Raw genomic sequence first — 25,860 nt, forward strand, 5'->3', positions numbered from 1 at the left:
GCGCTTGTAGATCGCCTTGCCCCAGGGGGTCAGGCGGTGGGCGTCGGTGCGTTCCCGAGCCTCGGCCCAGACATGGCGGGTGATGGTGCGGATCGCCTTGGTGTTGGCCGTGCAGGAGGACGGGCCCTCACGGGCCCGTTTTCGTTTCGGCTCCGCGCCAGCGGTCAAGCGCGTAGCCGGTTGAGGCATTCGCCATCAGCCTGTTACGGTCAGGGTGCTAGACCTTTGCGGGTCGAGCCCCTTACTGCGATGAAACCATGGACAAAGCCCTCCTCCGCCCTGCCCTATCCGGCGACGAACCCTATCTGGACTGGCTGGAAGAAGCCTGCATGCGCGACTATGCGGTCGCGCTCTGGGGCAATTGGCGGCCGCGTCCGGCGGATGCGCTGATCCTTGACGAGCATCGGATCATCGTTGCGGGGGAAGAAGATGTCGGCTGCGTTTCGGTCACCCGACGCGAGGACCATGTCTGGGTGAACAAGCTTTATGTCGCGCCCGGTCACCAGAAGTGCGGTTACGGTGCGATCGCGCTCCGCCAGGTGCTCGGCGAAGCAAGAGCGATCGGCCTACCGCTGCGCCTCAGCGTACTGACCACCAATCCGGCAGTCGCATTCTACCGCCGCGAAGGTCTTGTCATCTATGAGGAAACCGCCGAGCGGCGCTTCATGACGTCGGAGGCACGTTAAGCTTATCAGCACCTTCTGATTGACGACCCGCATGCTCAGGCGCATCCTCGCGGGGGTCAGAGGGGGACACGCCATGAGCGAGCCTGATCTCTATCTGCTTGGGCGCGCCGGGCCCGAGGAAGAACGCCTGAAGCGACAGATTGCCAATCTCGCACCTGACTCCGACCAACAACTCGAAAGGGTCGGCATCCGGCCGGGAGAACATGTCATCGATCTCGGTTGTGGCCCCGGCGGTGTGCTGCACCTCATCGGCAAACGTGTCGGACCGACTGGCGCGGTGCTGGGCATCGAACGCGACCCGCACTTCGTCGAGCTTGCCCGCCGTTTCGTCGCCAGCCACGCCCTACCCCAAGTGGAGGTGCGCGAAGGCGATGCCTATGCCACCGGCCTGCCGCGCCGCTCCTTCGACGGTGCCCACATGCGGCTGGTGCTCGTCAACGTGCCGCGGCCGGAGCTTATCGTGCTCGAAATGGTGTCACTGGTAAAACCAGGCGGCTGGATCGCAAGCTTCGAGGCCGATTTTCTGGGTCATATCTGCGATCCTCCGCTTCCCGCCTGGGACCGCCTGCTTGCCGCCTATGTCGCCTATTCCGCAGCCAGGGGCATCGATCTTCATATCGGCCGCCGCGTGCATCGTCTGTTCCGGGATGCGGGTGTCGAGGCGATTTCCGTCGATGCCGTCGAGCACGTCTATCCGCCCGGCCACGACCGTCGGCCGATCCTCAAGGATTTCATCAACAATGTCCGTGCAGGGCTTGTGAGCGAAGGCTTCATCAGCCAGTCCGAGCTGGATGCCGATCTCGCAGCGCTCGACCGGCACCTTGCCGATCCGAACGTGCTCGTGACGTCCCATCTGTTCTTCCGGCTGACCGGCCGTATACCGGAACCGCTCGTCGTCAAAGCGTGAAACGGCCTGCCATCCGGGTTCACGCCATTTCAAATCCGCCTAGAGCATCCCGCTCTCAAGTGGATTCACGTGAGGCGGAAAGATGCTCTAGAATCAAAGTGCTAGGGCGTCCTTGGGCGTTCACACGAACGCACGGCGCTCTAGGCGGCGGCACCGGCGCGCTGGTGTGCCAGACGCTCGCCGACAATGATCAGCAGGCCGGCCGCAAAGATCAGGCCGGCGCCGGCAAAGACGTTTGCGGTCGGCACGTCGCCCCAGATCAGGAAGCCGAGGCCGAAGGCCCACACGAGTGAGGTGTATTCGAAGGGTGCGATTACCGAGATCGGCGCCCGGCGCATGCCTTCAAACAGCGCGAACTGGGCGATGCCGGCAATCACCCCCGTGCCCGCCATCAGCGCGACGTCGAAGAGGGCCGGCGGCGTCCAGAAAAAGCCGACCGCAAGCCCGGTCATGCCGATGAAGAAGACGTTGGAGATGGTCATCTGCGTCAGCGTCGTTTCCTGGAGAGCGGTCTTGCGCAGCATCACCGTGCCAATCGCCCAGAACACCGCGGCCATGAGCGCCAGGACCACCGGCAGCGACAGCTTCATACCGGTGCCGAGCGGATCGCAGGCGACGAGCACGCCGACAAAGCCGATGAAGACGGCGAGCCAGCGGATTGGCGGCACGTCTTCCTTCAGGATCGGTACGGCGAGCAGCGTCACGATGATCGGCGCGGCGTAGTAGAGCGTCGTCATCTCGGCGAGGCCGAGATCGCGGGCGGCATTGAAATAGGAAAGCCAGGCGGCGAGCAGCAGGAGGTTGCGCACGAAGAGCGGCTTGATCACCGGCGACGAGATGGCGCTCCGCACCAGCTTGCCGCGGCCGATGACAAGGCAAAGCACGAGGATGGTGATGCTTCGCGTAAACAGGATCTGCCAGACCGAATAGCCGACGACCAGCCATTTGACCGACGCATCCTGCAGCGAAAACAGGAAATAGGAAAACGTCGTCATGACGATACCTGACAGGACGGTCTTGTTCATGGGGGCCTCGATCGCGCCGGCGGGAGAAAGAGCGGCGGAGCCCGTCTGATAGCGCGGTCGCGGCACACGCGGAAGGGGTGTCCCGGTGCCGGGCTGTGGCGATTTCTTGGGGTGGCGCCAGGACGATCGGGCACCACGCTTGATGGAGATCAAGAACAGGCGCTTGCGCCGCTGCTAGAAGGCAGTGATAACGGCCACGAAACCAGGTCCCAACGACATGCAGCCGCTCGCCTTTTCCTTTGCCGCCCTGATCCTGCTCGCAACGCCGGGGCCGACGAACACGCTTCTGTGGCTATCCGGCGCATCGGCAGGCTTCCGCCGCTCGCTGCCACTGCTCGCCGGTGAACTTGGCGGCTATCTTGCGGTCATCATTCCCGCGGTTGCACTGCTGGCACCATTTCTTGCCGCCCACCCGCAACTTGGTCTGGCGCTGCGGTTGATCGCCTCTGCCTGGGTTCTCTATCTTGCCTATGCGCTCTGGACGACCGATGCCGAGCGTAGCGAAGGCATTGTCATCTCCGTCCGCCAGGTCTTCGTCACGACGCTGCTCAATCCGAAGGCGCTGATCATCGCCCTGGTGCTCTTGCCGCAAACGGGCCTGGCTGCGGTCTCGCCCTGGATCGCCGGCTTTTCGCTGCTCGTGCTTGCTGTCGGATCGACGTGGATCGGCGCCGGCGCCGTGCTGGTGCAGATGTCGAAGAACGTGTCGGCCTCGCATCTGCCGCGCCGGATCGCAGCCGTCTGCCTCACCCTCTTCTCCGTCGGCATTGCCGGCAGCGCAATCGCCGCCATGCACTAAAATCCCCGAGGACCGGTCCTCGGGGATAGCAATGCGCTTGCGAGACCGATTGCTGCGTCACGCAGCGACAGTCGCTTCGCCGAGTTCCTTTGCCAGCGCCACGCCGATCAACTGTTCCCAGCCCCCACGCCGATATTCGAGCTTGTCGAGCCCGTCGAGGAAGGCGACTTGCTCGGTGAAGACGAGGCGCGTGCCGTTGCCTTCCGGCTGAATGTCGACTGTGGCGACGGAAGCGGAAATCTTCCGGTCGTTCTCTGTCATCGTATAGGCGAAGATGATCCGGCGGTTCTCGACGATATCGAGATAGATGGTGTCGTCGTAATAGGTGGTCTCGTCGTCCTGGCTGAAGCGACCAGTCTCGCGGCCGCCGACGCGGAAGTCATGGGTGACTGTGGCACCGGCCTCGACGTTGACGAACCAGCGCTCTTTTGCGGCCGGCTCGGAGAAGGCCGTGAACACCTGTTCCGGCGTCGCCTTGAAGCAGCGCTCGATGGTGAAGCTCCAATGTTCCACGGATCTGTCGGTCACGTTCTCTCTCCTCTGAAGCTCGAAAACCGCCGGCCTCTGTCGAACTGGTTTCGTTTAAAAACTGCTATAATTTTGAAAGCAGTTGCACGATAGCTTCACTGATGCGATAATGCAAGCGGTTTTGAAGAGGTGCCAATGAAGGACGACATTCGCTCGGGTTGCCCGATCAATCTTTCGCTCGAAGTGTTCGGCGACAAATGGAGCCTACTGATCATTCGCGACATGATCTTTGGCGGCAAACGGCACTTCCGGGAATTGCTGCGGTCCCAGGAGGGGATCTCCTCCAACATCCTGGCGGACCGCCTGAAGATGCTGGTCGAGCAGGGCATGCTGACCAAGGCCGACGACCCCAGCCACAAGCAGAAGGCGATCTACAGCCTGACCGAGATGACGATCGCGCTGGTGCCGATCATGGCCCAGCTCGGCGCCTGGGGCCGTCGCTACCTGCCGGTCAGCGAGGAACTCAGCATCCGTGCCGAACTGATGGAGGATGGCGGGCCGCCTCTTTGGGATCGGTTCATGGAGGAGCTGCGCCACGCGCATCTCGGTGCACCGCTTGATGGCCCACCAAGGGTGCGCGCAACACTTCAGGCAGCCTATGAAGAGGTCGTGGCCAGAAAGGCGCGTGAAAGGGCTATCGCCTGACGCCGAACCGAGCGGTCGCGGATCAAAGCCCGATCGCGGACAACATGACGAAAGTGGCGAACAACACGAAATGTGTCATGCCCTCGATGGCGTTCGTCTGACCATCGTTGAGGTTGATCGCCGCAACGATCAGGGTAATCGCCACCATCACCGTGTGCACCGGCGACATCGCCATCAGGAAGGGCTGACCGGTATAGAGTGCGATCGCCTCCATGACAGGCACGGTCAGGATGACCGTTGAAAGCGATGCGCCGAGCGCGATATTGACCACGGCCTGCATCCGGTTGGCGAGTGCTGCGCGCATGGCGGTCATGATCTCCGGCGAGGCGGAGATCGCAGCGACAACGATGGCGGCAATCGCCGGCGGCGCGCCGCTGCCCCTCAATCCGGACGTCAGCAGCGACGACATGATTTCTGCGAGAAAGCCGATCATCACGATGCCGACGATCAAGGTCAGGATCGACGGCAGCACCGGCTGGTCGATGGCATCCTGCAACGCCCTCCCCTCACCCTTGGCTTTGGGATAGCTGTAGCTGAAGAAATAGCTGTGCACGCCCACCTGCATGCGCAGGAAGAGAGCGTAGAGCGTGATCATCGCGCCGATGGTGAAGGCCGAATAGAGATGCCATTTCGCCGCCGGAACGAATTCCGGAACGACCATCGAGATGCCCATCGCCGTCAGGATCATGACGCTGTAGGTGCGGGCGGAATCGTCGTTATAGGGCTGCTCGCCGTGCTTCAGACCACCAAGCAGGGCGGCAAGACCCAATATGCCGTTGATGTCGAGCATGACGGCGGCATAGATCGTACGGCCGACAACGTCAGGATCATGGTGCCATAGGGGTCGCCGACCTTGGACGCAAGCACCTCGGCGTGGTGGGAGACGCGAAGCGAGGCAAGAACGATCGCTGCCACAAGCCCGGCGGCGCCGAGAAGCGCTGCCAGCCGGCCCATCTCGAGGAGCTTATGCTCCAGCGCAAACCCGGCAAACGCGGCAGCGACGGCAGCGATCAGCAGGCGCTCTGATCTCATGCGTGCCTACAAGACGCCCCTCCACCAAAAAGCCTGTTCTGCCCGTCACACGAACTATAGGGTCCGCAATCCCCAAAGCAAATGACAGGAAAAGGACTATTTTCCTTCCGATTCTTTACCGCTCCCCGGCCTTTCGGTAGGGTAGCGTCGAATGAACCCAGCAAGCGGCCGCCATTTGGCCCGGATCTTTCGGCATGTTGTCCCACGGCACGATCTGGCACGCTATTGACGCCCTGGCCGAGCGCTATCAGCTCTCGCCCTCTGGCCTTGCGCGCCGCGCTGGCCTCGACCCAACCTCGTTCAACAAGTCCAAGCGTCGCTCCGCCGATGGGCGGGAACGCTGGCCCTCGACCGAATCGATCGCCAAGGTGCTGGAGGCGACCGGCGCCACGATGGACCAGTTCACGAACCTGCTGCGTCCGGACGGGGGGGAGGCGGCAGCCTCCGACCCGGTAGCCAGCGCGACCATACCGCTGATTGGTTTTGCCCAGGCGGGCGCCGGCGGCTTCTTCGATGACGGCGGTTTTCCCGCCGGCCAGGGCTGGGATGTCATCGACTTCCCGACGACGGCGGAGCGCCGCTCCGGCATCTACGCGCTTGAAATCCAGGGCGACAGCATGCTGCCGCTCTATCGCGACGGCGACACGCTCATTGTCGACCCGGGCGCACAGATCCGGCGCGGCGACCGGGTGGTGGTCAAGACGCGCGACGGCGAGGTCATGGCCAAGATCCTGACGCGCCAGACACCACACATGATCGAACTCCTGTCCCTCAATCCCGAGCACCCGAACCGGGGCTTCGAGATCAACCAGATCGAATGGATCGCCCGTGTCATCTGGGCCAGCCAGTAGGACGACTTCCTGATGCGGCAGCATTTCTACACACTTGCCGGCGGCATCGCCGCGATCGCGCTATTCACCGGCATCCTATATGCCGGAGCGGCCGCTATTCGCGACCGCGAGAGCGCCGCCACGCCGGACCTCGTTCTCGAAACGCCCGACATGTCAGAGCTCGAGCCGACAGCGGGTCAGGCCGAAACGGGCGACGACGTTCCGCTGGATCTTGGCTCGTCGGATGGCAGCGCTGCGGGGGAAGGCGTCGCAGACGGCGGCGGCTCGACCAACAACGCCAGGACGGAGACGGCTGCTCGTACTATCGAACCGCAGCAATTCGGGATGCCAGAGACGGTGACGAGCGCGCCGCTTGAACGGGTGGAACCCCGCCCGCCCTTGTCGGAACCGGACAAGCAAGCAAAGGCGGCAACCGGACCGACGGTCCTCTATCGCCCCGTGGCGATCGCCGCCGGGGTGATCCAGTTCGATAAGTTCACGCTGCAGATCGATGGCATCGAGCCCGAAAACGCGGACCGGACCTGCGAAAGCGGCGGCAAAAGCTGGCCCTGCGGCGTGGTCGCAAGGACCGCCTTTCGCAATTTCCTGCGCGCACGGGCGGTCAGCTGCGACATGCCTTCAGGCAAGACCGGCACGACGACAGCGGCTTGCACGCTCGGCGGGCGGGATCTCGCGACCTGGCTTGTCGACAATGGCTGGGCGACACCGCTTGCCGGCTCGCCGCTCGAAAAGCGTGCCGATGCGGCGCGCAAGGCAAAGCTTGGTTTCTACGGCGACGACCCGCGCGATCTCAACCACACGCCGATGACATTCGACGATCCGACCGCCGGAACGGGGATGGACGCCCTGCAACCGGACTTGTAAACAGCCACGGCAATTCCCAGCTCTCAGCGGTCCAACTGCGGAACACCCCATGTTGCCAAGCCTCAGCCACCACGAAGCTCTCGTCTATGTCATGGTGATGATGTCGGCGGTCGACCGCGAGATGAGCGACGACGAGTTCGCGCGTATCGGTCGGCTGGTGCAGTTCCTCCCTGTCTTCGACGGCTTCGACGAAGGCAGCCTCGTCCATATCGGCCACGAATGCTCCGCGCAGCTAGCTGCGCCTGAAGGACTGGACATCGCGCTGGAGATCGTTCGCGAGGCGCTTCCGGAAAAATTCCACGAGACGGCCTATGCACTCGCCGTCGAAATCGCCGCCGCGGACCAGCGCATCCGCAACGAAGAAATCCGGCTCCTTCAATTGCTGCGCGATCGCCTTAGCCTCGACAAGCTCACCTGCGCGGCGATCGAGCGCGGGGCGCTTGCCCGGTTCCGCCGGTAGCAGCTTCGCGTGCCGACGGCGACGCCAAGGCGCCGTTGCCCTCAGTAGATACCGTTCGGGAAATAGCGCAGATAAATTTCCTCGAGCCGGCCGCTGCGCGAGAGCGCCAGCAGCGCATGATCGATCGCCTGGGTCAGAGCCGGCTCGGACTTGCGGTTCATGATCGTCAGGCCTTCGCCGAGGAACCGCTGCGAGAAGTAAGCCCCATCAATGAGCGCACAGCAGCCGGCTGCAGCGCTGCCGGAGATCCAGAAGGAAAGCTGCATGCCGTCGGAAAACACCGCCGGCACCTCACCCTTCCTGAGCGCCGCCAGCATGACGTCGCGATCCGGAAACACCTTTGCCTCGATCTTCGGGAAGAACGACTTGAACATCGCCTCATGCGTCGTTCCCGCGACGACACCGACCGCTTTTTTTCCGAGATCTTTCGGCCCTGTCGCGGCACCGGCCGCCTTGACGTTGACGGCGAAGCGCGCGGGAAGCCGCATGAAGGCGCGCGAAAAACCGAAGCGCTGGCGCAGCTCAGCGCCGACGGCGACGCCGGCGGCAACCGCCTCGCCCTGCCCCTCTTCCAGCGCTGGCAAGAGTTCTGCATAGGTCACGGCCTGGATCTGGCACTTGGCCTCGATATCGAGCTCGCGGCAGATCTCGCGCACCAGATCGACATGGAAGCCGGAGAGCTTTCCAGACTGGTCGATGAAGTTGAACGGCGGAAAGTCCACCGTCGTCAGAAATCGCAGACGGGCAAGGCCAGTGAGATCAGGTTTGGCAATGCGTTCGCGCTGATCAAAGAGAACGGGCAAATCCTTGGTCTGAGCCGCAAGCGGGCTCGCGATCAGGGAGGCACACAGAGCAAACAGGGGAAGAAATCTCATGGGCCGGCGCGTCTTCGTTGTCGGATGCGGCCTTGGAACCGCGGATGATTCATCGGGCGGTAAATTAACCGCCCGCAGCGCAACTGGCCATAGCCATCCGCGCAAACGCAGCATCATCAGAATGGGAAAATTTGGAGCGGGTGATCGGGATCGAACCGACGACATCAAGCTTGGGAAGCTGGCGTTCTACCACTGAACTACACCCGCAATGCCCCGAAATTTCCCGAACCGCGGCGATCTGTCAAGGACCCTTCCGCGCGATCGCGACACAGGCTCGGGGAAAACCCGTCACTCCGCGCGAAAATGCTTCGAAAGCTTCAGGCCCTGCGCCTGGTAATTGGAGCCGACGCCAAGGCCATAGAGGCCATCGGGTTGCTCCAGCATATGCTCGTAGATCAGGCGGCCGACGATCTGTCCGTGTTCGAGGATGAACGGCACCTCGTGGCTGCGCACTTCGAGCACTGCCCGACTGCCGCTGCCACCGGCAGAGGCGTGGCCGAAGCCCGGATCGAAGAAGCCGGCATAGTGCACGCGGAACTCGCCCACCAACGGATCGAACGGCGTCATCTCGGCGGCGTAGAGCGGTGGCACATGTACCGCCTCGCGCGAGACGAGGATATAGAACTCGTCCGGATCGAGGATCAGTTCGTCGCGCCCGCGGCTGTAGAGCGGTTCCCAGAAATCGAAGATCGAGTGTTGCGCCTTCTTGTCGACATCGATGACCGCGGTGTGGTGCTTGCCGCGATAACCGATCAGACCTTCCGGGCCGGTGCCCTTGAGATCGATCGACAGCGCGATACCGCCGCCGCTGACATTCGGCTTGTCGCTCGCCACCAGCACATCGCTCACGTGCAGGGCCAGCAGTTCCTGCTCGGAGAGCAGCGACTGACCCATGCGGAAACGGATCTGCGACAGGCGCGAGCCACGGCGCACGACAATCGGGAAGGTGCGCGGGCTGATTTCGAGATAGAGCGGGCCGCTGTAGCCGGCAGGGATCTTGTCGAATTCCTGGGCGCGGTCGGTGATGACACGGGTGAAGATATCGAGGCGGCCGGTCGAGCTCTTCGGGTTGGCCGAGGCAGACATGCCCTCGGGCAGCGCCAGGCTCTCCATCAGCGGCACGATATAAACGCAGCCGGTTTCCAGAACCGCGCCTTCGGTCAGGTCAACGACGTGCAGTTTCAGCCGATCGAGCTTGTCGGCGACCAGATGGGACGGTCCCGGCATGAAGCTCGCGCGAACACGGAACGCCTTGGCGCCCAGACGCAGATCGAGGCTTGCCGGCTGGATCTGGTCGGCATCCAGCGGCCTCTCGCTTTTGAGGCGTCCCGTCTCGAACAGCGCGGCGATCGCGCGGTCGGCCAAAATCCCAGTATTGCGGCCCATTGCAGTCCTCTTTTCAGTTGCGAGACAAAACCAAACTCCGGGAATTGACGCAAGCGCACCCTAGCAGTATTGAAGCTTTATCCCGTGGTGATTTGGCCGGTCGGCTTGCAGCCACGTTAAACAAGTAGCTAAAAAGGCCGGGTGTCAAACCGGCCCGTTTTCGCGGCCGGTTTTTTTGTTTTTGAAGGTGATCGTCACATGAGCAAGAACTGGCGCCCGGCAACCCAACTCGTCCACGGCGGAACGACCCGCTCCCAGCATGGTGAAACGTCCGAGGCGATCTTCCTCACCCAGGGCTTCGTCTACGAGACATCCGAGGCAGCAGAAGCGCGTTTCAAGGGCGAGACCGAAGGCTTCATCTACGCGCGCTACGGCAGCCCGACCAATGACATGTTCGAGAAGCGCATGTGCATGCTGGAAGGCGCCGAGGACGCCCGCGCCACCGCCTCCGGCATGGCAGCCGTTTCCGCCGCGATCCTTTGCCAGCTGAAGGCCGGCGATCACATCGTCGCCGCTCGCGCGCTCTTCGGCTCCTGCCGCTGGGTCGTCGAGACGCTGGCGCCGAAATACGGTATCGAATGCACGCTGGTCGACGGCCGCGATCTTCAGAACTGGGAAAAGGCGATCCAGAAGAACACCAAGGTCTTCTTCCTGGAAAGCCCGACCAACCCGACGCTCGAAGTCATCGACATTGCAGGCGTTGCCAAGCTCGCCAACCAGATCGGCGCCAAGGTCGTCGTCGACAACGTTTTTGCGACCCCGCTCTTCCAGAAGCCGCTGGAACTCGGCGCCCATATCGTCGTCTATTCCGCCACCAAGCACATCGACGGCCAGGGCCGCTGCCTCGGCGGCGTCGTTCTTTCCGACAAGGAATGGATCAACGAGAACCTGCACGACTACTTCCGCCATACCGGCCCGGCCATGTCGCCGTTCAATGCCTGGACGCTTTTGAAGGGCATCGAGACCCTGCCGCTGCGCGTGCGTCAGCAGACGGAAACCGCCCGCCGCGTCGCCGATTTCCTGGCGGAACAGCCGCAGGTGGCGAAGGTCATCTATCCCGGCCGCAAGGACCACCCGCAGGCCGACATCATCGCCAAGCAGATGACCGGCGGCTCCACCCTGGTCGCCTTTGAACTGAAAGGTGGCAAGGACGCCGCCTTCGCGCTGCAGAACGCGCTCGAGATCATTCGCATCTCGAACAACCTCGGCGACAGCAAGAGCCTGATCACCCACCCGGCAACGACGACGCACAAGAACCTGACCGACGAGGCCCGCGAAGAGCTCGGCATTTCCGCCGGCACCGTGCGCTTCTCCGCCGGCATCGAGGACAGCGAGGATGTCATCGAGGATTTCGCCCGCGCCCTGAAGGCCGTCAAAGCCTGACGCGAACGAATAAGCGGCCGCCCGCAACAGCCGGCGGCCGCCAATCGCCTCTGGCGATCACAGCGCCAAGCCGCCGGCGTCAAGAAACCAATTGGGACACCAGCGGGATCGGACTGATTGAGGGCCCACTACGCTGCAGCAGGCCATGCCCCAGAATGGGCGCGCACAATCTTGCCGTTATTCTTGACGAAACCATCTTGCTGTAGAATACCCTGAAAGACCTGAAGCAAGGTGTTGCCCATGTATCGCGCTTTGACCCGCGACATAGAAGTTACGGTGGAGCCGTACTATCTCGAAGAGCAGTCGGATCCCGATGACGGGCGCTATGTCTGGGGCTATCGCATTGTCATCTCAAACCACTCGGACGCGGCCGTCCGGTTGATGACCCGCTACTGGCACATTACAGACGAGAACGGACAGGTCGATGAGGTCAGCGGCCCCGGCGTGATCGGTGAGCAACCTTTGCTCAATCCGGGCGACACCTACGAGTATTCCTCCGGCTGCCCGCTGGACACGCCCTCCGGCGTCATGTTTGGCCACTACAGCATGGAATCCGAGGGCGGCGAGACCTTCAACGTCGCCATCCCCGCCTTCTCTCTCGACTCACCCGGGCTGGTGCGCACCCTGAACTAGGGCGCGCCGGCCAGAAACCTGTGAGATCGCACCAAGCGAAAACGGGAAGCGCGCAGAATGTCCGCCCGCTTCCCGTTTCGTTGATGCACCGGCACGCACTTGCGATCCTCGATCGACCAGACCCAGGACCAAAGCGCCGTCTACTGCGGGCGTACTTCGCTCGCCTCGAAGCGATAGGTCGTCGAGCAGAACTCGCAGGTGACCTTGACCTCGCCATCGTCGATGGTGCTTTCGAGGTCTTCCGTGTCCAGGTTCGCAAGCACCGAGTGCAGCTTCTCGCGCGAGCAACTGCAACGGTCATAGACCGCCTGCGGTTCATAGACGCGAACGCCACGCTCGTGGAACAGGCGATAGAGCAACCGCTCGGTTCCCACCATCGGGTCCGTCAGCTCGTCGGTGTCGATCGTTTCGACCATCACCTTGGCTTCCGCCCAGAGATCGTCGTCCTCGAGGCCGTTTTCGCCGTCGTCGCCATCGCCGCCGGAAAGATCGGCCTGGCGCATGCGCTCGGGCGCTTCCGGCAGGAACTGGGCGACCATGCCGCCGGCACGCCAGCGATGACGCGGCTTGCCGTTTTCGTCGCGGTCGAGCAGTTCGGCCACGCCGAGCCGCACCTTGGTCGGGATCTGTTCCGATTGACGGAAGTAGACGCCGGCAATCTCTTCGAGCGTCGCGCCGTCGAGTGCGACGATGCCCTGGTAGCGCTGGGTGTGGGCGCCCTGGTCGATGGTGAAGGCGAGCACGCCCTTTCCAAGCAGTTCATGCGATCGCGTACGGCCATCCTTCTCGGCGGCAGCAAGCGCGTCGGCATCGTAGCGGGCATAGGCGCGCACCCGGTCCGGTGTCGAGAAATCGGCGACGACCAGATCAACCGGACCATCGCCTTGGGTCTGGACGATCAGCTTGCCCTCAAACTTCAGCGACGTGCCAAGCAGAACCGTCAGCACGACGGTTTCGGCCACGAGCCGTGCGACCGGCAGAGGATAGTTGTGGCGCTCCAGAATTGCATCCAGCATCGGGCCAAGCTGCACGGCGCGACCGCGCACGTCGAGGCCTTCCACCTGGAAAGGTACGACGTGATCGTCACCGGCAAAGTCGAACTCACCAAGCCCTGGCGTCATGTCGGTCATGTCTTGCTCCTTGCCTTCAGCCATCAAGCTGCACCAGAGATATTGCTATCCCCGCGCAACGTGCTCGCTGTCTCAATTGATCCCGCGATGAACGGATTGTCCACCAGGCTCGTATCGCCGCGATTGCGACGCACCACCTCGACGGTTTGCGCTCACTCTCTTCAGGAGCGCCCGTATGCCGCCTAAATCGTGTCGCGCATCGGCAATGTCAAGAGCGGCGCTCGTAAGCCCGACGCAGCCCGCGCAACGCACGACCTGGGACCTTTTCAACGCGCCCTCGACCCCAACCCTGCGGCGGGCTCAGACGAGCCCCATGCACCAGGCGATAACAGACTTCTGCGCATGCAGCCGGTTTTCGGCCTCGTCGAACACCACCGACTGCGGGCCGTCGATCACCTCGTCAGTCACCTCTTCGCCGCGGTGCGCCGGCAGGCAGTGCATGAACAAAGCGTCCGAGGCTGCGTGCTTCATCAGCGCTTCGTTGACCTGATAGGGCTGGAAGACGTTGTGGCCGCGGGCGCGATGCTCCTGGTTCATCGAGATCCAGGTGTCGGTCACCACGCAATTGGCGTCGGCGACCGCCTGTTCTGCGTCGTGACACAGCAGGATCTCACCGCCATTGTTGCGCGCCCAGTTCAGGAACTTGTCCTGCGGCTCGGAGCCGAGCGGCACCGCCATGTTCATGCGGTAGCCGAAGCGGGCGGAACCCTCGATCAGCGAGTGCAGCACATTGTTGCCGTCACCGGTCCAGGCGATCGTCTTGCCCTTTACCGGTCCGCGGTGTTCTTCGAAGGTCAAGATATCGGCCATGATCTGGCAGGGATGGGTATCGTCGGTCAGGCCATTGATCACAGGCACGGTCGCATGCTCGGCCAGCTCCAGAAGACGGCGGTGATCGGTGGTGCGGATCATGATCGCGTCGACGTAGCGCGACAGGACCTTCGCGGTGTCGCCGATCGTCTCGGCGCGGCCGAGCTGCATTTCGGTGCCCGACAGGAACAGGGTCTCGCCGCCGAGCTGGCGCATGCCGACGTCAAAGGAGACGCGCGTACGAGTCGAGGGCTTTTCGAAGATCATCGCCAGCATCTTGCCGGCGAGCGGCTTCTCGGCGGCTCCGGCTTTCGTCGCCGCCTTTCGGATGCGCGCATCGTCGATGATCGTCCGGAGGTCGGCGGCCGTCATGGCCGAAAGATCAAGAAAATGTCTGGTGCCTGCCATCGTACTCGGTTCCTGTCTGAAAAACGGATCCTTCGTGCGCCATGCATCCGCGTCAACGCACGAAGGACATTCTAACACCTCGGTGGGGCCTGCAGCGCCGCGCGTCCTGTTGGGCGCGCAAAGGCCGCTGCAGCACTTCCTATCCGTCAGGCTGCAGCGTCGCCGCTCGCCTTCCTGACCGCCTCGGCGGCGCGCTCGATGCGAACGAGGCCTTCGCGGGCTTCTTCTGCCGTGATCGTCAGCGGCGGCAGCAACCGCAGCACGTTCTCGCCGGCCGGCACGGCCAGGAGCTTCTCGGCACGGATTTCCTTCAGCAGATCGGCCGACGGTCCCTTTACCTTGATCCCCAGCATCAAACCGTCGCCGCGGATCTCCTCGATCACATCGGGAAAGCGGTCCTTCAGCGACGCGAGGCCCTGACGGAAGACGAGGGCTACGTCGCGCACATGGGTCAGAAACCCATCCGCGAGAATGACATCGAGCACGGCATTGCCGACGGCCATCGCCAGCGGGTTGCCGCCGTAGGTGGAGCCGTGCGTGCCCGCCACCATGCCGGAAGCCGCCTCCTCCGTTGCCAGGCAGGCGCCGAACGGGAAACCGCCGCCGATGCCCTTGGCGACCGCCATGATATCCGGGCGGACGTCCGCCCATTCATAGGCAAACAGTTTGCCGGTGCGGCCGACGCCGGTCTGAACCTCGTCGAGGATCAGGAGAAGTCCGAACTCGTCGCAGAGCGCGCGCAGTTCCTGCATGAACTCCTTGCTCGCCGGGCGGATACCGCCCTCGCCCTGGATCGGTTCGATCAGGATCGCAGCCGTTTCCTCGGTAATGGCATTCTTGACCGCGGCGATATCGCCGAACGGAACCTGGTAGAAGCCCGGCGCCTTCGGCCCGAAACCTTCGATGTATTTCTGCTGGCCACCGGCGGCGATGGTCGCGATCGTGCGGCCGTGGAAGGCGCCCTCGAAGGTGATGACGTGGAACTTCTCCGGATGTCCCTTGGCGAAATGGTAGCGCCGCGCCGTCTTGATCGCGCACTCCAGCGCTTCAGCACCGGAATTGGTGAAGAAGACCTTGTCGGCAAAGGTCACCGCCGTCAGCCGACGGCCGAGGCTTTCCTGGCCTGGGATTTCGTAGAGGTTGGACAGGTGCCAGACCTTGTCCGCTTGCGCTTTCAGCGCCTCGACGAGGTGCGGATGGGCATGCCCCAGCGAGTTCACGGCAACGCCGGCGCCGAAATCAAGATAACGCGTGCCGTCTTCGGCGATCAGCCAGGCGCCCTCTCCTCGCTCGAAACGCAACGGCGCGCGCAGGTAGGTATCGTAAAGCGGCGTTGCAGTCATGCGAGGCTCTCCTTCTCACTCCAGTCGGTATCGAACCCACGTCGCGCGGCCCGATAAAAATCAAAAATGCCGCCTTTCGGCGGCGCAGGCACTATTCCTATTTCGCGCTGCAATGTCAACAAAACCAAGCCTTGCAGCGCAACAGAGGGGACTGTTTCCTGTCGGCGAAAAAATCACCCGGAAGGGCTTGCAAAAATGCAACGCCAGCCGAGCAAGTTGGGGAAAACTACGAAATCGATTCGGCGTGATTCCCGGGACTCTTGCCACGGAGTCCGGCCGTCAGTACGTTAACATTCAATTACTAGACGCATGCGGCGGACCTAGTCACCAAAAGAGTTATCGCGTTGCAACTCCGGGGTTTAACCGGAGTGCGGTGAGGGATTCTGCCATCCCCAACGCTGAGAACGGAGAGTGCAGAAATGAACTGGACTGACGAGCGGGTGGAGAAACTGAAAAAGCTTTGGTCGGAGGGCCTGAGCGCCAGCCAGATCGCGGCGCAGCTCGGCGGCGTCAGCCGCAACGCGGTCATTGGCAAGGTTCATCGCCTGAGCCTGCCGGGTCGCGCCAAGGCCGGCGGCAGCACCACCGCTGCAGCCCGCCCGAAGCGGCCGACCTCGGCGCCGCGCGCCCCGAACTACGCCTCGCGCGTTTCGACCCGCACCGTTGCCCGTCCTGCCGGCGCGACCGTTCTTAAGGAAGAGATCGAAGTCGATCTCGTCGCCGAACAGGACTTCAGCGTCCGGACCGATGTGGTCGTGCCGATGTCGCGCCGACTTGAACTGACCCAGCTCACCGAGCGCACCTGCAAGTGGCCGATCGGCGACCCGCTGAAGGAAGAGTTCCATTTCTGCGGCAACGATTCCCCCGAGGCCTCGCCCTACTGCAGCTTCCATGCGCGGCTTGCCTATCAGCCGTCGGCCGAACGCCGGCGCATGCGCTAAGGCCTCGCTCGGCACTGAACTGGACACGAAAAAGGGGCCCTTCGGCCCCTTTTTTATTGGCTCGCCCTCGCTTCGTCAGCTTTCAAGCGAGTAACCGGCGCCACGAACGGTGCGAATGACATCCGGCATGTTCGAAAAGTTCAGCGCCTTGCGCAGGCGGCCGACATGCACGTCGACCGTGCGCTCATCGACATAGATGTCATGCCCCCAGACTCCGTCCAGAAGCTGCGAGCGAGAGAAGACGCGGCCTGGAGAGGACATCAGGAACTCGAGCAGGCGGAACTCGGTCGGTCCGAGACGAACCTCGCGGCTGCGGCGATGGACGCGGTGGGTCTCGCGGTCGAGCTCGATATCGCCGCAACGCAGCAGCGTCGAGAGCACCTCGGGTTTCGCCCGGCGCAGCATCGCCTTGACGCGCGCCATCAGCTCCGGCGTCGAGAAGGGCTTGACCACATAGTCGTCGGCGCCTGTCGCCAGCCCGCGAACGCGCTCGCTTTCCTCGCCGCGCGCCGTCAGCATGATGATCGGCAAACGTTCCGTCTCCGGACGCTGGCGCAGCCTGCGGCAAAGTTCGATGCCGGAAACGCCCGGCAGCATCCAGTCGAGGATCAAGAGGTCGGGCAGGCGTTCCTGCAGCCGGATCTCCGCCTCGTCGCCCCTGAGGATCGTATCGACGTCGAAGCCCTCGGCTTCGAGATTGTAACGCAGCAGGACGCTCAGCGCCTCTTCGTCTTCGACTACGGCGATTTTTGGCAGCATGAGGTAACGTCTCCTTACCGCGGGCGCCGTCGGTCCCTAGACCATCAAGGCGCTCAGACACTCTAAATCTGGAGCACAGCCGCCGTTTTCAAAGGCGGTGCGAAAGCCGCTTGCTCCAGATACAGGAATTCGGGGCCGCGACCGAAGCCGCGACCAGATGGCATTCAAAAGGCATGCATTCGGGTGCCGCGTGCGGCGCTCAGTCGTTGACCGAGCCCAACGTCGACGTATTGTCATCCTTCGGGCGCTCGCCTTCCGGCTGGGCGCCCGTCGCCATGTAGTAGATCGTCTCGGCGATATTGGTCGCGTGGTCGCCGATACGCTCGATGTTCTTGGCGCAGAACAGAAGATGCGTGCAGGGCGTGATGTTGCGCGGATCTTCCATCATGTAGGTCAAAAGCTCGCGGAACAGCGAGGTGTAGATCGCATCAATCTCCTCGTCACGCTCGCGGATGCTGTTGGCCTTTTCCGGAGAGCGCGAGGCGTAGACGTCGAGAACTTCCTTGAGCTGCACCAGGGCCAGTTCCGCGAGGTGCTCGAGGCCACGGGCGAGCTTGCGCGGGATGCCGGAGCCGGCGACGGCGATCACGCGCTTGGCAGTGTTCTTGCCCAGGTCGCCGACGCGCTCCAGGTCGGAGGCGATGCGGATCGACCCCATGATCTCGCGAAGGTCGGCGGCGACCGGCTGGCGCTTGGCGATCGTGACGATCGCCTTCTCGCCGATCTGCCGCTCGGCATCATCGAGAACGGTGTCGTCCGAAATCACCTTCTGTGCCAGGGCCAGGTCGGAATTGACCAGGGCGCGAACGGACTCGGCGACCATCTGTTCGGCGAGACCGCCCATCTCCGAGATGCGGCGCGTCAGGTACTTCAGTTCTTCGTCATAGGCGGACATGATGTGCATGGACATGATCGTCGATCCTTACGGGCGCTTTCCAGTTGCTGTCGGAGCTTTATTCGGCCTCAGCCGAAGCGGCCCATGATGTAATCCTGGGTGCGCTGGTCATCCGGATTGGTGAACATCTTGTCGGTGTCGTTCTCCTCGACGAGGTTGCCGAGGTGGAACATGGCGGTGCGCTGCGAAACGCGAGCTGCCTGCTGCATCGAATGGGTCACGATGACGATCGTGAAGTTGGTCCGCAGCTCGTGGATCAGCTCCTCGACCTTGGCGGTCGCGATCGGGTCGAGTGCCGAACAGGGCTCGTCCATCAGGATCACTTCCGGGCTGACGGCAACGGCACGGGCGATGCACAGGCGCTGCTGCTGACCACCGGAAAGGCCGGTGCCCGGCTCGTGCAGGCGATCCTTCACCTCGTTCCACAGACCGGCCTTGTGCAGGCTGGTTTCGACGACCTCGTCAAAGTCTGCCTTGGTGCGGGCAAGCCCGTGGATGCGCGGGCCATAGGCGACGTTGTCATAGATCGACTTCGGGAACGGGTTCGGCTTCTGGAACACCATGCCGACGCGGGCGCGCAGTTCGACGACGTCGATGGTCGGATCGTAGATGTCGTCCTCGTCGAGCGTGATCTTGCCGGTGACGCGGCAGTTCTCGATCGTGTCGTTCATGCGGTTCAGCGTGCGCAGGAAGGTCGACTTGCCGCAGCCCGACGGACCGATCAGCGCCGTGACCGTGTTCTCGCGGATGTTGAGGTTGACGTCGAAAAGCGCACGCTTCTCGCCGTAGTAGACCGACACATCCTTGCCGATCATCTTGAAGGGAACCGTGTTCATTTTCTGATCCAAGGCTTTCTCGACGGCTGCTTCTGACATGATGTTCATAGTAATTACCTCACTACCAACGGCGCTCAAAGCGACGTCGCAACAGAATGGCGCCAAGGTTCATGACGACGAGGAAGATGAGAAGAATGATAATCGCGCCGGAGGTGCGTTCGACGAAGGCGCGTTCCGCTTCGTTGGCCCACATGTAGATCTGCACCGGCAGCGCAGTCGACGGTTCCATCGGAGAACCGGGATAGTCGACGACGAAGGCGACCATGCCGATCAACAGCAGCGGCGCGGTCTCGCCAAGCGCATGGGCAAGACCGATGATCGTGCCGGTCAGGATCCCCGGCATCGCCAGCGGCAGCACGTGGTGGAAGATGGTCTGCATCTTCGACGCACCAAGACCGAGGGCTGCCGAGCGGATCGACGGCGGCACCGCCTTCAACGCCGCACGGGTGGCGATGATGATCGTCGGCAAGGTCATCAGCGTCAGCACGAAACCACCGACGACGGCTGCCGAACGCGGCATGCCGGCAAAGTTGATGAAGACGGCGAGGCCCAGCAGGCCGTAGACAATCGACGGAACGGCCGCGAGATTGTTGATGTTGACCTCGATCAGGTCGGTGAGCCGGTTCTTCGGCGCGAACTCTTCGAGGTAAATCGAGGCAGCGACACCGATCGGCAGCGACAGCACGAGCACGATCAGCATCATGTAGAACGAGCCGAGGGCGGCAACGCCGACGCCCGCCGCTTCAGGACGGCTGGAAGCACCGAAGGTGAAGATGCCGGTATTGAAGCTCTTCTTGAGGACGCCGGCCTCAGCAAGCTGGTTCATCCAGGTGACCTGCTGATCCTTGACCTTGCGCTTGCTCTCTTCGACCCTGAGGTCGATCTGACCCTTATTAGCCGAGTCGATGTTGGCCTCGGCGAGCAGCGTGACCGGAACGGTCTTGCCGATGATCGACGGATCCGCCACGACCATGTCGCGCAGCAGCGTGCGGGAGCTCGCAGAGACCATATCGGTCGCCTGCTTGACCTGCGGCCGCTTGCTCGCGTCGATGCCGAGCTGCTTGACGAGTGCGTCACGCACCAGGAGCGGATAGTTGGCGGTCTGCAGCACCTTGCCGTCGGTCGCGCGCTCCCCCTTGGGATCGATGACCTTTTCGGTAAATTCGATCGGCAGCGTAATCGTCGTCTGCTGGAACGCGGTGTAGCCGTTGGAGACAACGGTCCACAGCAAGAGCGCCAAAAAGAAGAGACCGGTGCTGATTGCGGCCATGCCATAGGCGCGGAACCGGCGCTCGGCGGCGTAGCGGCGCTTGATGCCGATATCGCGCTTGGCGGATTCGGGACGGGCGGAGATCCGGACGGTCGGGGAAGCGATGTCGGTCATTCGTACTGTTCCCGGTATTTGCGCACGATGTAGAGCGCGTAAATGTTGAGGCCGAGCGTGATGACAAAGAGCGTGATGCCCAATGCGAAGGCGACCAGCGTCTGCGGCGAGGTGAACTCGAGGTCGCCGGTCAACTGGTTGACGATCTTCACGGTGACCGTCGTCATCGGCTCGAAAGGATTGATCTGCATGCGGGCCGCGACACCGGCTGCCAGCACCACGATCATCGTCTCTCCGACGGCACGGGATGCGGTCAGAAGCAGAGCGCCGACGATGCCCGGCAATGCGGCGGGAAGGATGACCTTCTTGACCGTTTCCGAGCGGGTGGCGCCGAGCCCCAACGACCCATCGCGCAGTGCACGCGGCACCTGGGTGATGATGTCGTCAGACAGAGACGACACGAACGGGATCAGCATGATGCCCATAACAATGCCGGCCGTGACCACGCTCTGCGCCTGGATGAAGTTCTGATAGTTGCCGGTGACGAGACCGTTCAACTGAGCTGAAATATCGCGCAGGAACGGGCCGACGGTCACGAGCGCGAAGAAACCGTAGACGATCGTCGGGATGCCGGCGAGCACCTCGAGCAGCGGCTTTGCGGTCGAGCGCAGCCGCGGGCTGGCATATTCGGCCATGTAGATGGCTGCGAAAAGCCCGATCGGCACGGCGAAGAGCATGGCGACGAAGGCGATGTAGAGCGTGCCGGCAAGAAGCGGGATCAGGCCGAACTGGCCGGAAGCGCCACCGCTGCCGGCAGCCGCGAAGCGCGGATCCCAGACCGTGCCGAAGAAGAACTCGAACGGCGATACCATGGTGAAGAAGCGGCCCGCTTCCGACAACATCGAAGTGACGATGCCCACCGTCGTCAGGATGGCGATGGAAGACGCGACGATCAGCGAGCCGAGGATGACGCGCTCGACCTGGTTGCGGGCGCGAAAGCGCGCAGCGACGTTGCGGATGGCATAGATGCCGCCGACGACAGCGATCAACAGAACGACCGCGCTCATCAGCCAGCGGTTGGTCACGGTCATCGTGTTGAAATGCTGGGCGGCGGCGATCATGTACGGTTCGCCTTCGCCAGCAAGGGCAACGCCCTTGGCGGCGAGCGTCGAGCGCAGATTGGCGGCACCGCTTTCGAGCGCCGCGACTTCCTCGCCGCTGAGGCGCAGCAGGCCACCGGCAACGGACTTGACCTGACCAAGCGCGAGCTGGAGGGAGGCAGCCCCCTGGCTCTGAACCGTATCGGGCAGAGCGGCTCGCGTGCTGCTATCGATATAAATGGGCGCCGCGATCAACCAGGTGCCAAGCACGAGCGCCGCCGGCAGCATCGCCCAGATGGCGACGTAGCTACCGTGGTAGCCCGGCAACGAATGAAGGTTGGAGAGCTTGCCGCCAGCCAGCGCGAGTGAGCGCGAACGGCCGGAAAAATAGGCAATGAAACCAATAACAACAATTAACAAAAGAAGGAGCGAAGTACTCATTTAGCACGTCTCCCCGGCATCGCTCGTCATGGCCGCCGGCAAAATCGAATGAAGGCATGCCCCGGCGCGAGCGATCTCGCGCCGGGACTTGTCATTATCAGAGCATGTTGCCGGCGGTGAAAGCCTTGCGAACTTCTTCGCGCTCAGCGTCCGGAGCAGCAACCAGGCCGTATTCGGCAAGCGGGCTGTCGGGGCCGATCATCTGGTCGTCGAGGAAGAACTCAACATATTCCTTGAGGCCCGGGATAACGCCGAGGTGAGCCTTCTTCACGTAGAAGAACAGCGGGCGGGAAACCGGGTACTCGCCGGAAGCGATCGTTTCGGTCGACGGAACGATGCCGTTGACGGTTGCGACCTTCAGCTTGTCGGCATTGTTTTCATAGAAAGACAGACCGAAGACGCCGATGCCGTTCTTGTTGGCAGCGATACGAGCGAGCGTTTCGGTGTAGTCGCCGTCGATGTCGACGGCCAGGCCGTCCTTACGAACCGCAACGCACTTGCTGTGCTGCTGCTTTTCATCGGCAACGGCAGCCTTGATGACGTCAACGGCGCCAGCCGCCTTGCAGCCTGCTGCGAGGATCTTCTCTTCGAAGACTTCGCGGGTGCCGTGCTTTTCGCCCGGGATGTAGGCGGCGATTTCGACAGCCGGAAGCGCGGCGTTGACTTCCGACCACTTCTTGTAGGGGTTGGCGACGAGCTTGCCGTCGACGACGACTTCGGCGGCCAGAGCCATGTAGAGATCGACAGGCTTCAGGGCGAGGTCGGCATTGCCGGCATCGGTCGCGAAGACGATGCCGTCATAACCGATCTTGATTTCCTGGATTTCGGTGACGCCAGCGGCCTTGCAGGCCTCGACTTCGCTGTCCTTGATCTTGCGCGAGGAGTTGGCGATGTCGATGGTATCAGGGCCAACGCCCTTGCAGAATTCCTTCAGGCCGGCAGACGAACCGCCGGATTCGACGACCGGGGTCTTGAAGTCGGGGAAGGTCTCGCCGAACGTCTCGGCGACGATCTTGGCGTAGGGAAGAACGGTCGAGGAGCCAGCGACCTGAACTTGGTCGCGCGCGGCGGCGGCGCCGGCAAAAGCGACGGACGCGACGAGAGCCGCAACAGTGAGTTTAAGAGCTTTCATAAAAGTTCTCCCGGAATGGGCTTGTGTTGGTGTGCGCCAAGCGTTGCAGCGCTCTTCGCCGTTTCATCGGCTGCCCCTAGTTAGCCGCCGATGGCCACACCTTTTATGTCAGTTTGACGAAACATTTATGACAGCTCATGTCATTGAAAATGCTAATCAAAAATGAACGCACCTAAGTTTTCCAGAGCCAATATGTCAAAAGCGAACCGTAAAAGTCGTACCTTTTCCCACCTCGGAATGGATGAGGAGCCGGGCGCGGTGCCGGGTGAGGATGTGCTTGACGATCGCAAGGCCCAACCCGGTCCCCTTCTTTGAGCGGCTGGCCTCGACATTCACCCGGTAAAACCGCTCGGTGATACGCGGCACGTGCTCGGCCGGGATGCCAGGCCCATAGTCCCTCACGATCACTTCGGCCTCCGCTCCACCGCCACCGCGCAAGGCTACATCAACCCTCTTGCCTTCCTGTCCGTATTTGCACGCGTTCTCGATCAAGTTCTCGAAGACCTCGATAAGCTCGTCGCGATCGCCCTGCACGACCACAGGCTTGTCCGGCACCACGAGCGAGACCGTGACGTCGAGATCCTTTGCAAGCGGCAGCAGGCTGTCGCGGACATGTCCGAGCAGCGGGGCGAGATCGACCGGGTCATCAGGTGCGATATGCGAACGCAACTCCAGCCGCGACAGAGACAGGAGATCATCGACGAGTCGGCTCATGCGGGTGGCCTGCTCATGCATGATGACGAAGAATTTTTCCTGCGCCTTCAGGTCGTTGCGCGCCGGCCCCTGCAGGGTCTCGATGAAGCCGCGCAGCGAGGCCAGCGGCGTGCGCAGCTCGTGGCTGGCATTAGCGACAAAGTCCGAGCGCATGCGGTCGATGCGGCGCGCCTGCGAGATATCCCGATAGGTGATCAGGAAAATGCGTCGCGTCGGCCCATCGCCGCCGATTTCGGCGGGCGCGACGCGCACGACATAAACGGCGTCCGACGGCAATCGTTCGGTATGCTCAATCTGATTGGCCTTCCCTGTCGCCATCGTCTCGCGGACCATGTCGAGGATGCCGGGCGAACGCACCCTTGCTGCCAGATAGGTATTGGGCGGAATGGTTCCGAAGGCTTTTTCGGCGGCGATATTCTGAAAAACCACGGTCTCGTCGGCGGCCACCACCAGGACCGGCATGTCGAGCGCGTTCAGCGCGGGCACGAGCGGGTCGCTTGCCGGCCCCGTCGCCACCACGGTCTTGGCCGGGTTCAATATGACCGAAGCCGGGGCGGTGCGATTGAGCAGGGCTGCAACCAGAACGATCCAGAAAGGCAGGACAATGAGGAAGTGTATGCCGGCGAAGGTCGCAAGGATCGCCAACAGCAGGGTGAGGCTCAGCAACCAGCGTTCTGCCTTCAGTCGCGGCACCAGGTCCCGCCAGAACGCCTTCGTACCGTCCACCTCGACATCCTCATGAATCACTTTGTCTTCCTCCCGAACCAAAATGGTCGAGAAATAGCGATCCTTCATGACATGATTTTCACGACCGACTTGAATCCGCAATGCAATTGTGGCCTCCTCCAAAGAAATCGGGCCTTGGACGCCGCGCGCTTTACGCGGTGCGAACCGGCCCGGGACCTTTGAAAACGCGCAGGATCCTCCGACGATCGAAGCCGGTTTTCGGACCCGTGCGCCAAGCCGGAAGGGCGAGCACATGGCGTCATCGGAGAAGATCGAAAGCCACGCGGTGGAACTTGAGATCGGCGGCAAGAGCCGCGTTTTCGACATCGACAATCCCGAGTTGCCGAAGTGGATCGATGACGAGGCCTTCTCCTCCGACGACTATCCCTACAAGAAGAAGCTCGACGAGGAGGAATATCTGGAAACGCTGGAAGCGCTTCAGGTCGAGCTCGTCAAGGTCCAGCTCTGGCAGCAGAAGACCGGAAAACGCATGATGGCGCTGTTCGAGGGGCGTGACGCCGCCGGAAAGGGCGGTGCGATCCACGCGACCATGGGCAACCTCAACCCCCGCTGGGCGCGCATCGTGGCGCTGACCAAGCCGACCGAAACCGAGCGTGGACAATGGTATTTCCAACGCTATGTCGCGACCATGCCGACAGCCGGAGAGTTCGTGCTGTTCGATCGTTCCTGGTACAACCGGGCCGGCGTCGAGCCGGTCATGGGCTTCTGCACGCCCGAGCAGCACAAGCAGTTCCTGAAGCAGGTGCCGCGCTTCGAGAAGATGATCGTGCATGAGGACATCCAGTTCTTTAAATTCTGGATCAACATCGGCCGCGAAATGCAGCTCAAGCGCTTCCACGACCGCCGTCACGACCCGCTGAAAATCTGGAAGCTGTCGCCGATGGACATTGCCGCGCTCAACAAGTGGGACGATTACACCGCCAAACGTGACGAGATGCTGAAGGCAACCCACACGGACCATGCGCCGTGGACAGTGGTGCGCGGCAACGACAAACGCCGGGCGCGGATCAACCTGATCCGCCACATCCTCACTTCGCTCGACTACGAAGGCAAGGACAAGGGCGCCATTGGCGAGGTCGACGACAAGATCGTCGGCACCGGATCGGGCTTCCTGAAGTAGCTGGGAGGTCGAAAATCATAAAGACGGAGCCTGTTGCGCGTCGATTGGCGGCAGGTTTCCAGACACCTGCCGCTTTCCCGAAGCGT

Annotated in this window: 25 protein-coding genes, 1 tRNA gene, 1 pseudogene and 1 riboswitch; of the genes and pseudogenes, 11 read left to right on the forward strand and 16 right to left on the reverse strand. The window is 62.5% G+C overall.

The window, feature by feature from the left end; all coding sequences use genetic code 11:
• The first annotated feature begins 257 nt into the window (after window positions 1-257).
• Both BBX50_RS00980 and BBX50_RS00985 read left to right on the forward strand, forming a co-directional pair.
• The gene (locus tag BBX50_RS00980) at window positions 258-686 is read left to right on the forward strand and encodes a GNAT family N-acetyltransferase (protein ID WP_065773466.1); all 429 of its coding nucleotides are present in this window, start codon (window positions 258-260) and stop codon (window positions 684-686) included.
• Window positions 687-759: 73 nt separating this feature from the next.
• Entirely contained in the window at window positions 760-1,593 is an 834-nt protein-coding gene (locus tag BBX50_RS00985; RefSeq protein ID WP_065773467.1) for a methyltransferase domain-containing protein, read from the forward strand.
• A 140-nt stretch (window positions 1,594-1,733) separates the two neighbouring features.
• Here the strand turns inward: BBX50_RS00985 and BBX50_RS00990 are convergent, their stop codons facing one another.
• Window positions 1,734-2,618: a DMT family transporter gene (locus BBX50_RS00990; protein WP_065773468.1), complete on the reverse strand. Its 885-nt coding sequence runs from the start codon at window positions 2,616-2,618 to the stop codon at window positions 1,734-1,736.
• Window positions 2,619-2,835: 217 nt separating this feature from the next.
• Between BBX50_RS00990 and BBX50_RS00995 the strand changes: the two genes are divergently transcribed.
• Complete coding sequence (locus BBX50_RS00995; protein ID WP_065773469.1) at window positions 2,836-3,417, forward strand: threonine transporter RhtB; 582 nt, start codon at window positions 2,836-2,838, stop codon at window positions 3,415-3,417.
• Window positions 3,418-3,474: 57 nt separating this feature from the next.
• On the opposite strand, the gene BBX50_RS01000 is transcribed toward BBX50_RS00995, so the two are convergent.
• Window positions 3,475-3,945: an SRPBCC family protein gene (locus tag BBX50_RS01000; protein WP_065773470.1), complete on the reverse strand. Its 471-nt coding sequence runs from the start codon at window positions 3,943-3,945 to the stop codon at window positions 3,475-3,477.
• A gap of 135 nt (window positions 3,946-4,080) precedes the next feature.
• Between BBX50_RS01000 and BBX50_RS01005 the strand changes: the two genes are divergently transcribed.
• Complete coding sequence (locus tag BBX50_RS01005) at window positions 4,081-4,590, forward strand: helix-turn-helix domain-containing protein (RefSeq protein WP_065773471.1); 510 nt, start codon at window positions 4,081-4,083, stop codon at window positions 4,588-4,590.
• A gap of 22 nt (window positions 4,591-4,612) precedes the next feature.
• Here BBX50_RS01005 and BBX50_RS01010 read toward each other — a convergent pair.
• Window positions 4,613-5,622: pseudogene (locus tag BBX50_RS01010) on the reverse strand (calcium:proton antiporter).
• A gap of 194 nt (window positions 5,623-5,816) precedes the next feature.
• Between BBX50_RS01010 and BBX50_RS01015 the strand changes: the two are divergent.
• The 3 genes from BBX50_RS01015 to BBX50_RS01025 are packed head-to-tail and all read left to right on the forward strand — an operon-like array spanning window position 5,817 to window position 7,797.
• Entirely contained in the window at window positions 5,817-6,473 is a 657-nt protein-coding gene (locus BBX50_RS01015; protein WP_065773472.1) for a helix-turn-helix transcriptional regulator, read from the forward strand.
• A gap of 12 nt (window positions 6,474-6,485) precedes the next feature.
• A complete protein-coding gene (locus BBX50_RS01020) occupies window positions 6,486-7,337 on the forward strand; it encodes a thermonuclease family protein (protein WP_065773473.1) in 852 nt (283 codons plus the stop codon).
• 49 nt (window positions 7,338-7,386) lie between these two features.
• On the forward strand, window positions 7,387-7,797 hold the full coding sequence (locus BBX50_RS01025) for a tellurite resistance TerB family protein (RefSeq protein ID WP_065773474.1): 411 nt from the start codon (window positions 7,387-7,389) through the stop codon (window positions 7,795-7,797).
• 41 nt (window positions 7,798-7,838) lie between these two features.
• Here the strand turns inward: BBX50_RS01025 and BBX50_RS01030 are convergent, their stop codons facing one another.
• The 3 genes from BBX50_RS01030 to BBX50_RS01040 form a co-directional block, all read right to left on the reverse strand.
• A complete protein-coding gene (locus BBX50_RS01030; protein ID WP_065773475.1) occupies window positions 7,839-8,672 on the reverse strand; it encodes a transporter substrate-binding domain-containing protein in 834 nt (277 codons plus the stop codon).
• A 132-nt stretch (window positions 8,673-8,804) separates the two neighbouring features.
• A tRNA-Gly gene (locus BBX50_RS01035) sits at window positions 8,805-8,879 on the reverse strand.
• A gap of 81 nt (window positions 8,880-8,960) precedes the next feature.
• Window positions 8,961-10,058 (reverse strand): 2'-deoxycytidine 5'-triphosphate deaminase, encoded by a 1,098-nt coding sequence (locus BBX50_RS01040; RefSeq protein ID WP_065773476.1) that lies wholly within the window; start codon window positions 10,056-10,058, stop codon window positions 8,961-8,963.
• A 74-nt stretch (window positions 10,059-10,132) separates the two neighbouring features.
• A riboswitch (SAM riboswitch) is annotated at window positions 10,133-10,211 on the forward strand.
• Window positions 10,212-10,256: 45 nt separating this feature from the next.
• Between BBX50_RS01040 and BBX50_RS01045 the strand changes: the two genes are divergently transcribed.
• Both BBX50_RS01045 and apaG read left to right on the forward strand, forming a co-directional pair.
• Window positions 10,257-11,441: an O-succinylhomoserine sulfhydrylase gene (locus BBX50_RS01045; RefSeq protein ID WP_065773623.1), complete on the forward strand. Its 1,185-nt coding sequence runs from the start codon at window positions 10,257-10,259 to the stop codon at window positions 11,439-11,441.
• Between the two features lie 240 nt (window positions 11,442-11,681).
• Window positions 11,682-12,074: a Co2+/Mg2+ efflux protein ApaG gene (gene apaG, locus BBX50_RS01050; RefSeq protein WP_065773477.1), complete on the forward strand. Its 393-nt coding sequence runs from the start codon at window positions 11,682-11,684 to the stop codon at window positions 12,072-12,074.
• Window positions 12,075-12,214: 140 nt separating this feature from the next.
• Here the strand turns inward: apaG and BBX50_RS01055 are convergent, their stop codons facing one another.
• The 3 genes from BBX50_RS01055 to BBX50_RS01065 all read right to left on the reverse strand — a co-directional run bounded on the left by BBX50_RS01055 (window position 12,215) and on the right by BBX50_RS01065 (window position 15,765).
• Window positions 12,215-13,204, reverse strand: coding sequence for an Hsp33 family molecular chaperone (locus BBX50_RS01055; RefSeq protein ID WP_065773478.1), 990 nt, complete (start codon window positions 13,202-13,204; stop codon window positions 12,215-12,217).
• 300 nt (window positions 13,205-13,504) lie between these two features.
• Window positions 13,505-14,422: an ornithine carbamoyltransferase gene (gene argF / locus BBX50_RS01060; RefSeq protein WP_065773479.1), complete on the reverse strand. Its 918-nt coding sequence runs from the start codon at window positions 14,420-14,422 to the stop codon at window positions 13,505-13,507.
• 146 nt (window positions 14,423-14,568) lie between these two features.
• On the reverse strand, window positions 14,569-15,765 hold the full coding sequence (locus BBX50_RS01065; RefSeq protein ID WP_065773480.1) for an aspartate aminotransferase family protein: 1,197 nt from the start codon (window positions 15,763-15,765) through the stop codon (window positions 14,569-14,571).
• 419 nt (window positions 15,766-16,184) lie between these two features.
• On the opposite strand from BBX50_RS01065, the gene BBX50_RS01070 reads away from it, so the two are divergent.
• The gene (locus BBX50_RS01070; RefSeq protein ID WP_065773481.1) at window positions 16,185-16,706 is read left to right on the forward strand and encodes a GcrA family cell cycle regulator; all 522 of its coding nucleotides are present in this window, start codon (window positions 16,185-16,187) and stop codon (window positions 16,704-16,706) included.
• Between the two features lie 75 nt (window positions 16,707-16,781).
• Here BBX50_RS01070 and phoB read toward each other — a convergent pair whose 3' ends face one another.
• From phoB to phoR, 7 genes are all read right to left on the reverse strand, one after another.
• Window positions 16,782-17,465 (reverse strand): phosphate regulon transcriptional regulator PhoB, encoded by a 684-nt coding sequence (phoB, locus tag BBX50_RS01075; protein WP_034797168.1) that lies wholly within the window; start codon window positions 17,463-17,465, stop codon window positions 16,782-16,784.
• A gap of 199 nt (window positions 17,466-17,664) precedes the next feature.
• Complete coding sequence (gene phoU, locus BBX50_RS01080; protein WP_093231848.1) at window positions 17,665-18,378, reverse strand: phosphate signaling complex protein PhoU; 714 nt, start codon at window positions 18,376-18,378, stop codon at window positions 17,665-17,667.
• Window positions 18,379-18,428: 50 nt separating this feature from the next.
• Window positions 18,429-19,244, reverse strand: a complete 816-nt coding sequence (gene pstB / locus BBX50_RS01085; RefSeq protein WP_065773482.1) for a phosphate ABC transporter ATP-binding protein PstB — start codon at window positions 19,242-19,244, stop codon at window positions 18,429-18,431.
• Between the two features lie 13 nt (window positions 19,245-19,257).
• On the reverse strand, window positions 19,258-20,580 hold the full coding sequence (pstA, locus tag BBX50_RS01090; protein ID WP_065773483.1) for a phosphate ABC transporter permease PstA: 1,323 nt from the start codon (window positions 20,578-20,580) through the stop codon (window positions 19,258-19,260).
• Window positions 20,577-22,061: a phosphate ABC transporter permease subunit PstC gene (pstC, locus tag BBX50_RS01095; protein WP_065773484.1), complete on the reverse strand. Its 1,485-nt coding sequence runs from the start codon at window positions 22,059-22,061 to the stop codon at window positions 20,577-20,579. The genes pstA and pstC overlap by 4 nt, the downstream gene beginning before the upstream one ends.
• A gap of 97 nt (window positions 22,062-22,158) precedes the next feature.
• The gene (locus BBX50_RS01100) at window positions 22,159-23,193 is read right to left on the reverse strand and encodes a substrate-binding domain-containing protein (RefSeq protein WP_065773485.1); all 1,035 of its coding nucleotides are present in this window, start codon (window positions 23,191-23,193) and stop codon (window positions 22,159-22,161) included.
• A gap of 195 nt (window positions 23,194-23,388) precedes the next feature.
• On the reverse strand, window positions 23,389-24,654 hold the full coding sequence (gene phoR, locus BBX50_RS01105) for a phosphate regulon sensor histidine kinase PhoR (RefSeq protein ID WP_065773624.1): 1,266 nt from the start codon (window positions 24,652-24,654) through the stop codon (window positions 23,389-23,391).
• Window positions 24,655-24,886: 232 nt separating this feature from the next.
• Between phoR and ppk2 the strand changes: the two genes are divergently transcribed.
• A complete protein-coding gene (gene ppk2, locus BBX50_RS01110; RefSeq protein WP_065773486.1) occupies window positions 24,887-25,774 on the forward strand; it encodes a polyphosphate kinase 2 in 888 nt (295 codons plus the stop codon).
• Window positions 25,775-25,860: the final 86 nt, after the last annotated feature.

This window comes from Ensifer sp. LC11, from assembly GCF_001695835.1.
Taxonomy (GTDB): Bacteria; Pseudomonadota; Alphaproteobacteria; order Rhizobiales; family Rhizobiaceae; genus Ensifer.

Coding starts and splice junctions, on each gene's coding strand:
- BBX50_RS00980 (WP_065773466.1), top strand. CDS start 258: ATGGACAAAGCCCTCCTCCGCCCTGCCCTATCCGGCGACGAACCCTAT.
- BBX50_RS01025 (WP_065773474.1), top strand. CDS start 7,387: ATGTTGCCAAGCCTCAGCCACCACGAAGCTCTCGTCTATGTCATGGTG.
- pstA (WP_065773483.1), bottom strand. CDS start 20,580: ATGACCGACATCGCTTCCCCGACCGTCCGGATCTCCGCCCGTCCCGAA.
- BBX50_RS01065 (WP_065773480.1), bottom strand. CDS start 15,765: ATGACTGCAACGCCGCTTTACGATACCTACCTGCGCGCGCCGTTGCGT.
- BBX50_RS01070 (WP_065773481.1), top strand. CDS start 16,185: ATGAACTGGACTGACGAGCGGGTGGAGAAACTGAAAAAGCTTTGGTCG.
- pstB (WP_065773482.1), bottom strand. CDS start 19,244: ATGAACATCATGTCAGAAGCAGCCGTCGAGAAAGCCTTGGATCAGAAA.
- BBX50_RS01100 (WP_065773485.1), bottom strand. CDS start 23,193: ATGAAAGCTCTTAAACTCACTGTTGCGGCTCTCGTCGCGTCCGTCGCT.
- argF (WP_065773479.1), bottom strand. CDS start 14,422: ATGGCAGGCACCAGACATTTTCTTGATCTTTCGGCCATGACGGCCGCC.
- ppk2 (WP_065773486.1), top strand. CDS start 24,887: ATGGCGTCATCGGAGAAGATCGAAAGCCACGCGGTGGAACTTGAGATC.
- BBX50_RS01045 (WP_065773623.1), top strand. CDS start 10,257: ATGAGCAAGAACTGGCGCCCGGCAACCCAACTCGTCCACGGCGGAACG.
- phoB (WP_034797168.1), bottom strand. CDS start 17,465: ATGCTGCCAAAAATCGCCGTAGTCGAAGACGAAGAGGCGCTGAGCGTC.
- pstC (WP_065773484.1), bottom strand. CDS start 22,061: ATGAGTACTTCGCTCCTTCTTTTGTTAATTGTTGTTATTGGTTTCATT.
- BBX50_RS01040 (WP_065773476.1), bottom strand. CDS start 10,058: ATGGGCCGCAATACTGGGATTTTGGCCGACCGCGCGATCGCCGCGCTG.
- BBX50_RS00995 (WP_065773469.1), top strand. CDS start 2,836: ATGCAGCCGCTCGCCTTTTCCTTTGCCGCCCTGATCCTGCTCGCAACG.
- BBX50_RS01020 (WP_065773473.1), top strand. CDS start 6,486: ATGCGGCAGCATTTCTACACACTTGCCGGCGGCATCGCCGCGATCGCG.
- BBX50_RS01030 (WP_065773475.1), bottom strand. CDS start 8,672: ATGAGATTTCTTCCCCTGTTTGCTCTGTGTGCCTCCCTGATCGCGAGC.
- BBX50_RS00990 (WP_065773468.1), bottom strand. CDS start 2,618: ATGAACAAGACCGTCCTGTCAGGTATCGTCATGACGACGTTTTCCTAT.
- apaG (WP_065773477.1), top strand. CDS start 11,682: ATGTATCGCGCTTTGACCCGCGACATAGAAGTTACGGTGGAGCCGTAC.
- BBX50_RS00985 (WP_065773467.1), top strand. CDS start 760: ATGAGCGAGCCTGATCTCTATCTGCTTGGGCGCGCCGGGCCCGAGGAA.
- BBX50_RS01055 (WP_065773478.1), bottom strand. CDS start 13,204: ATGACCGACATGACGCCAGGGCTTGGTGAGTTCGACTTTGCCGGTGAC.
- BBX50_RS01005 (WP_065773471.1), top strand. CDS start 4,081: ATGAAGGACGACATTCGCTCGGGTTGCCCGATCAATCTTTCGCTCGAA.
- BBX50_RS01015 (WP_065773472.1), top strand. CDS start 5,817: ATGTTGTCCCACGGCACGATCTGGCACGCTATTGACGCCCTGGCCGAG.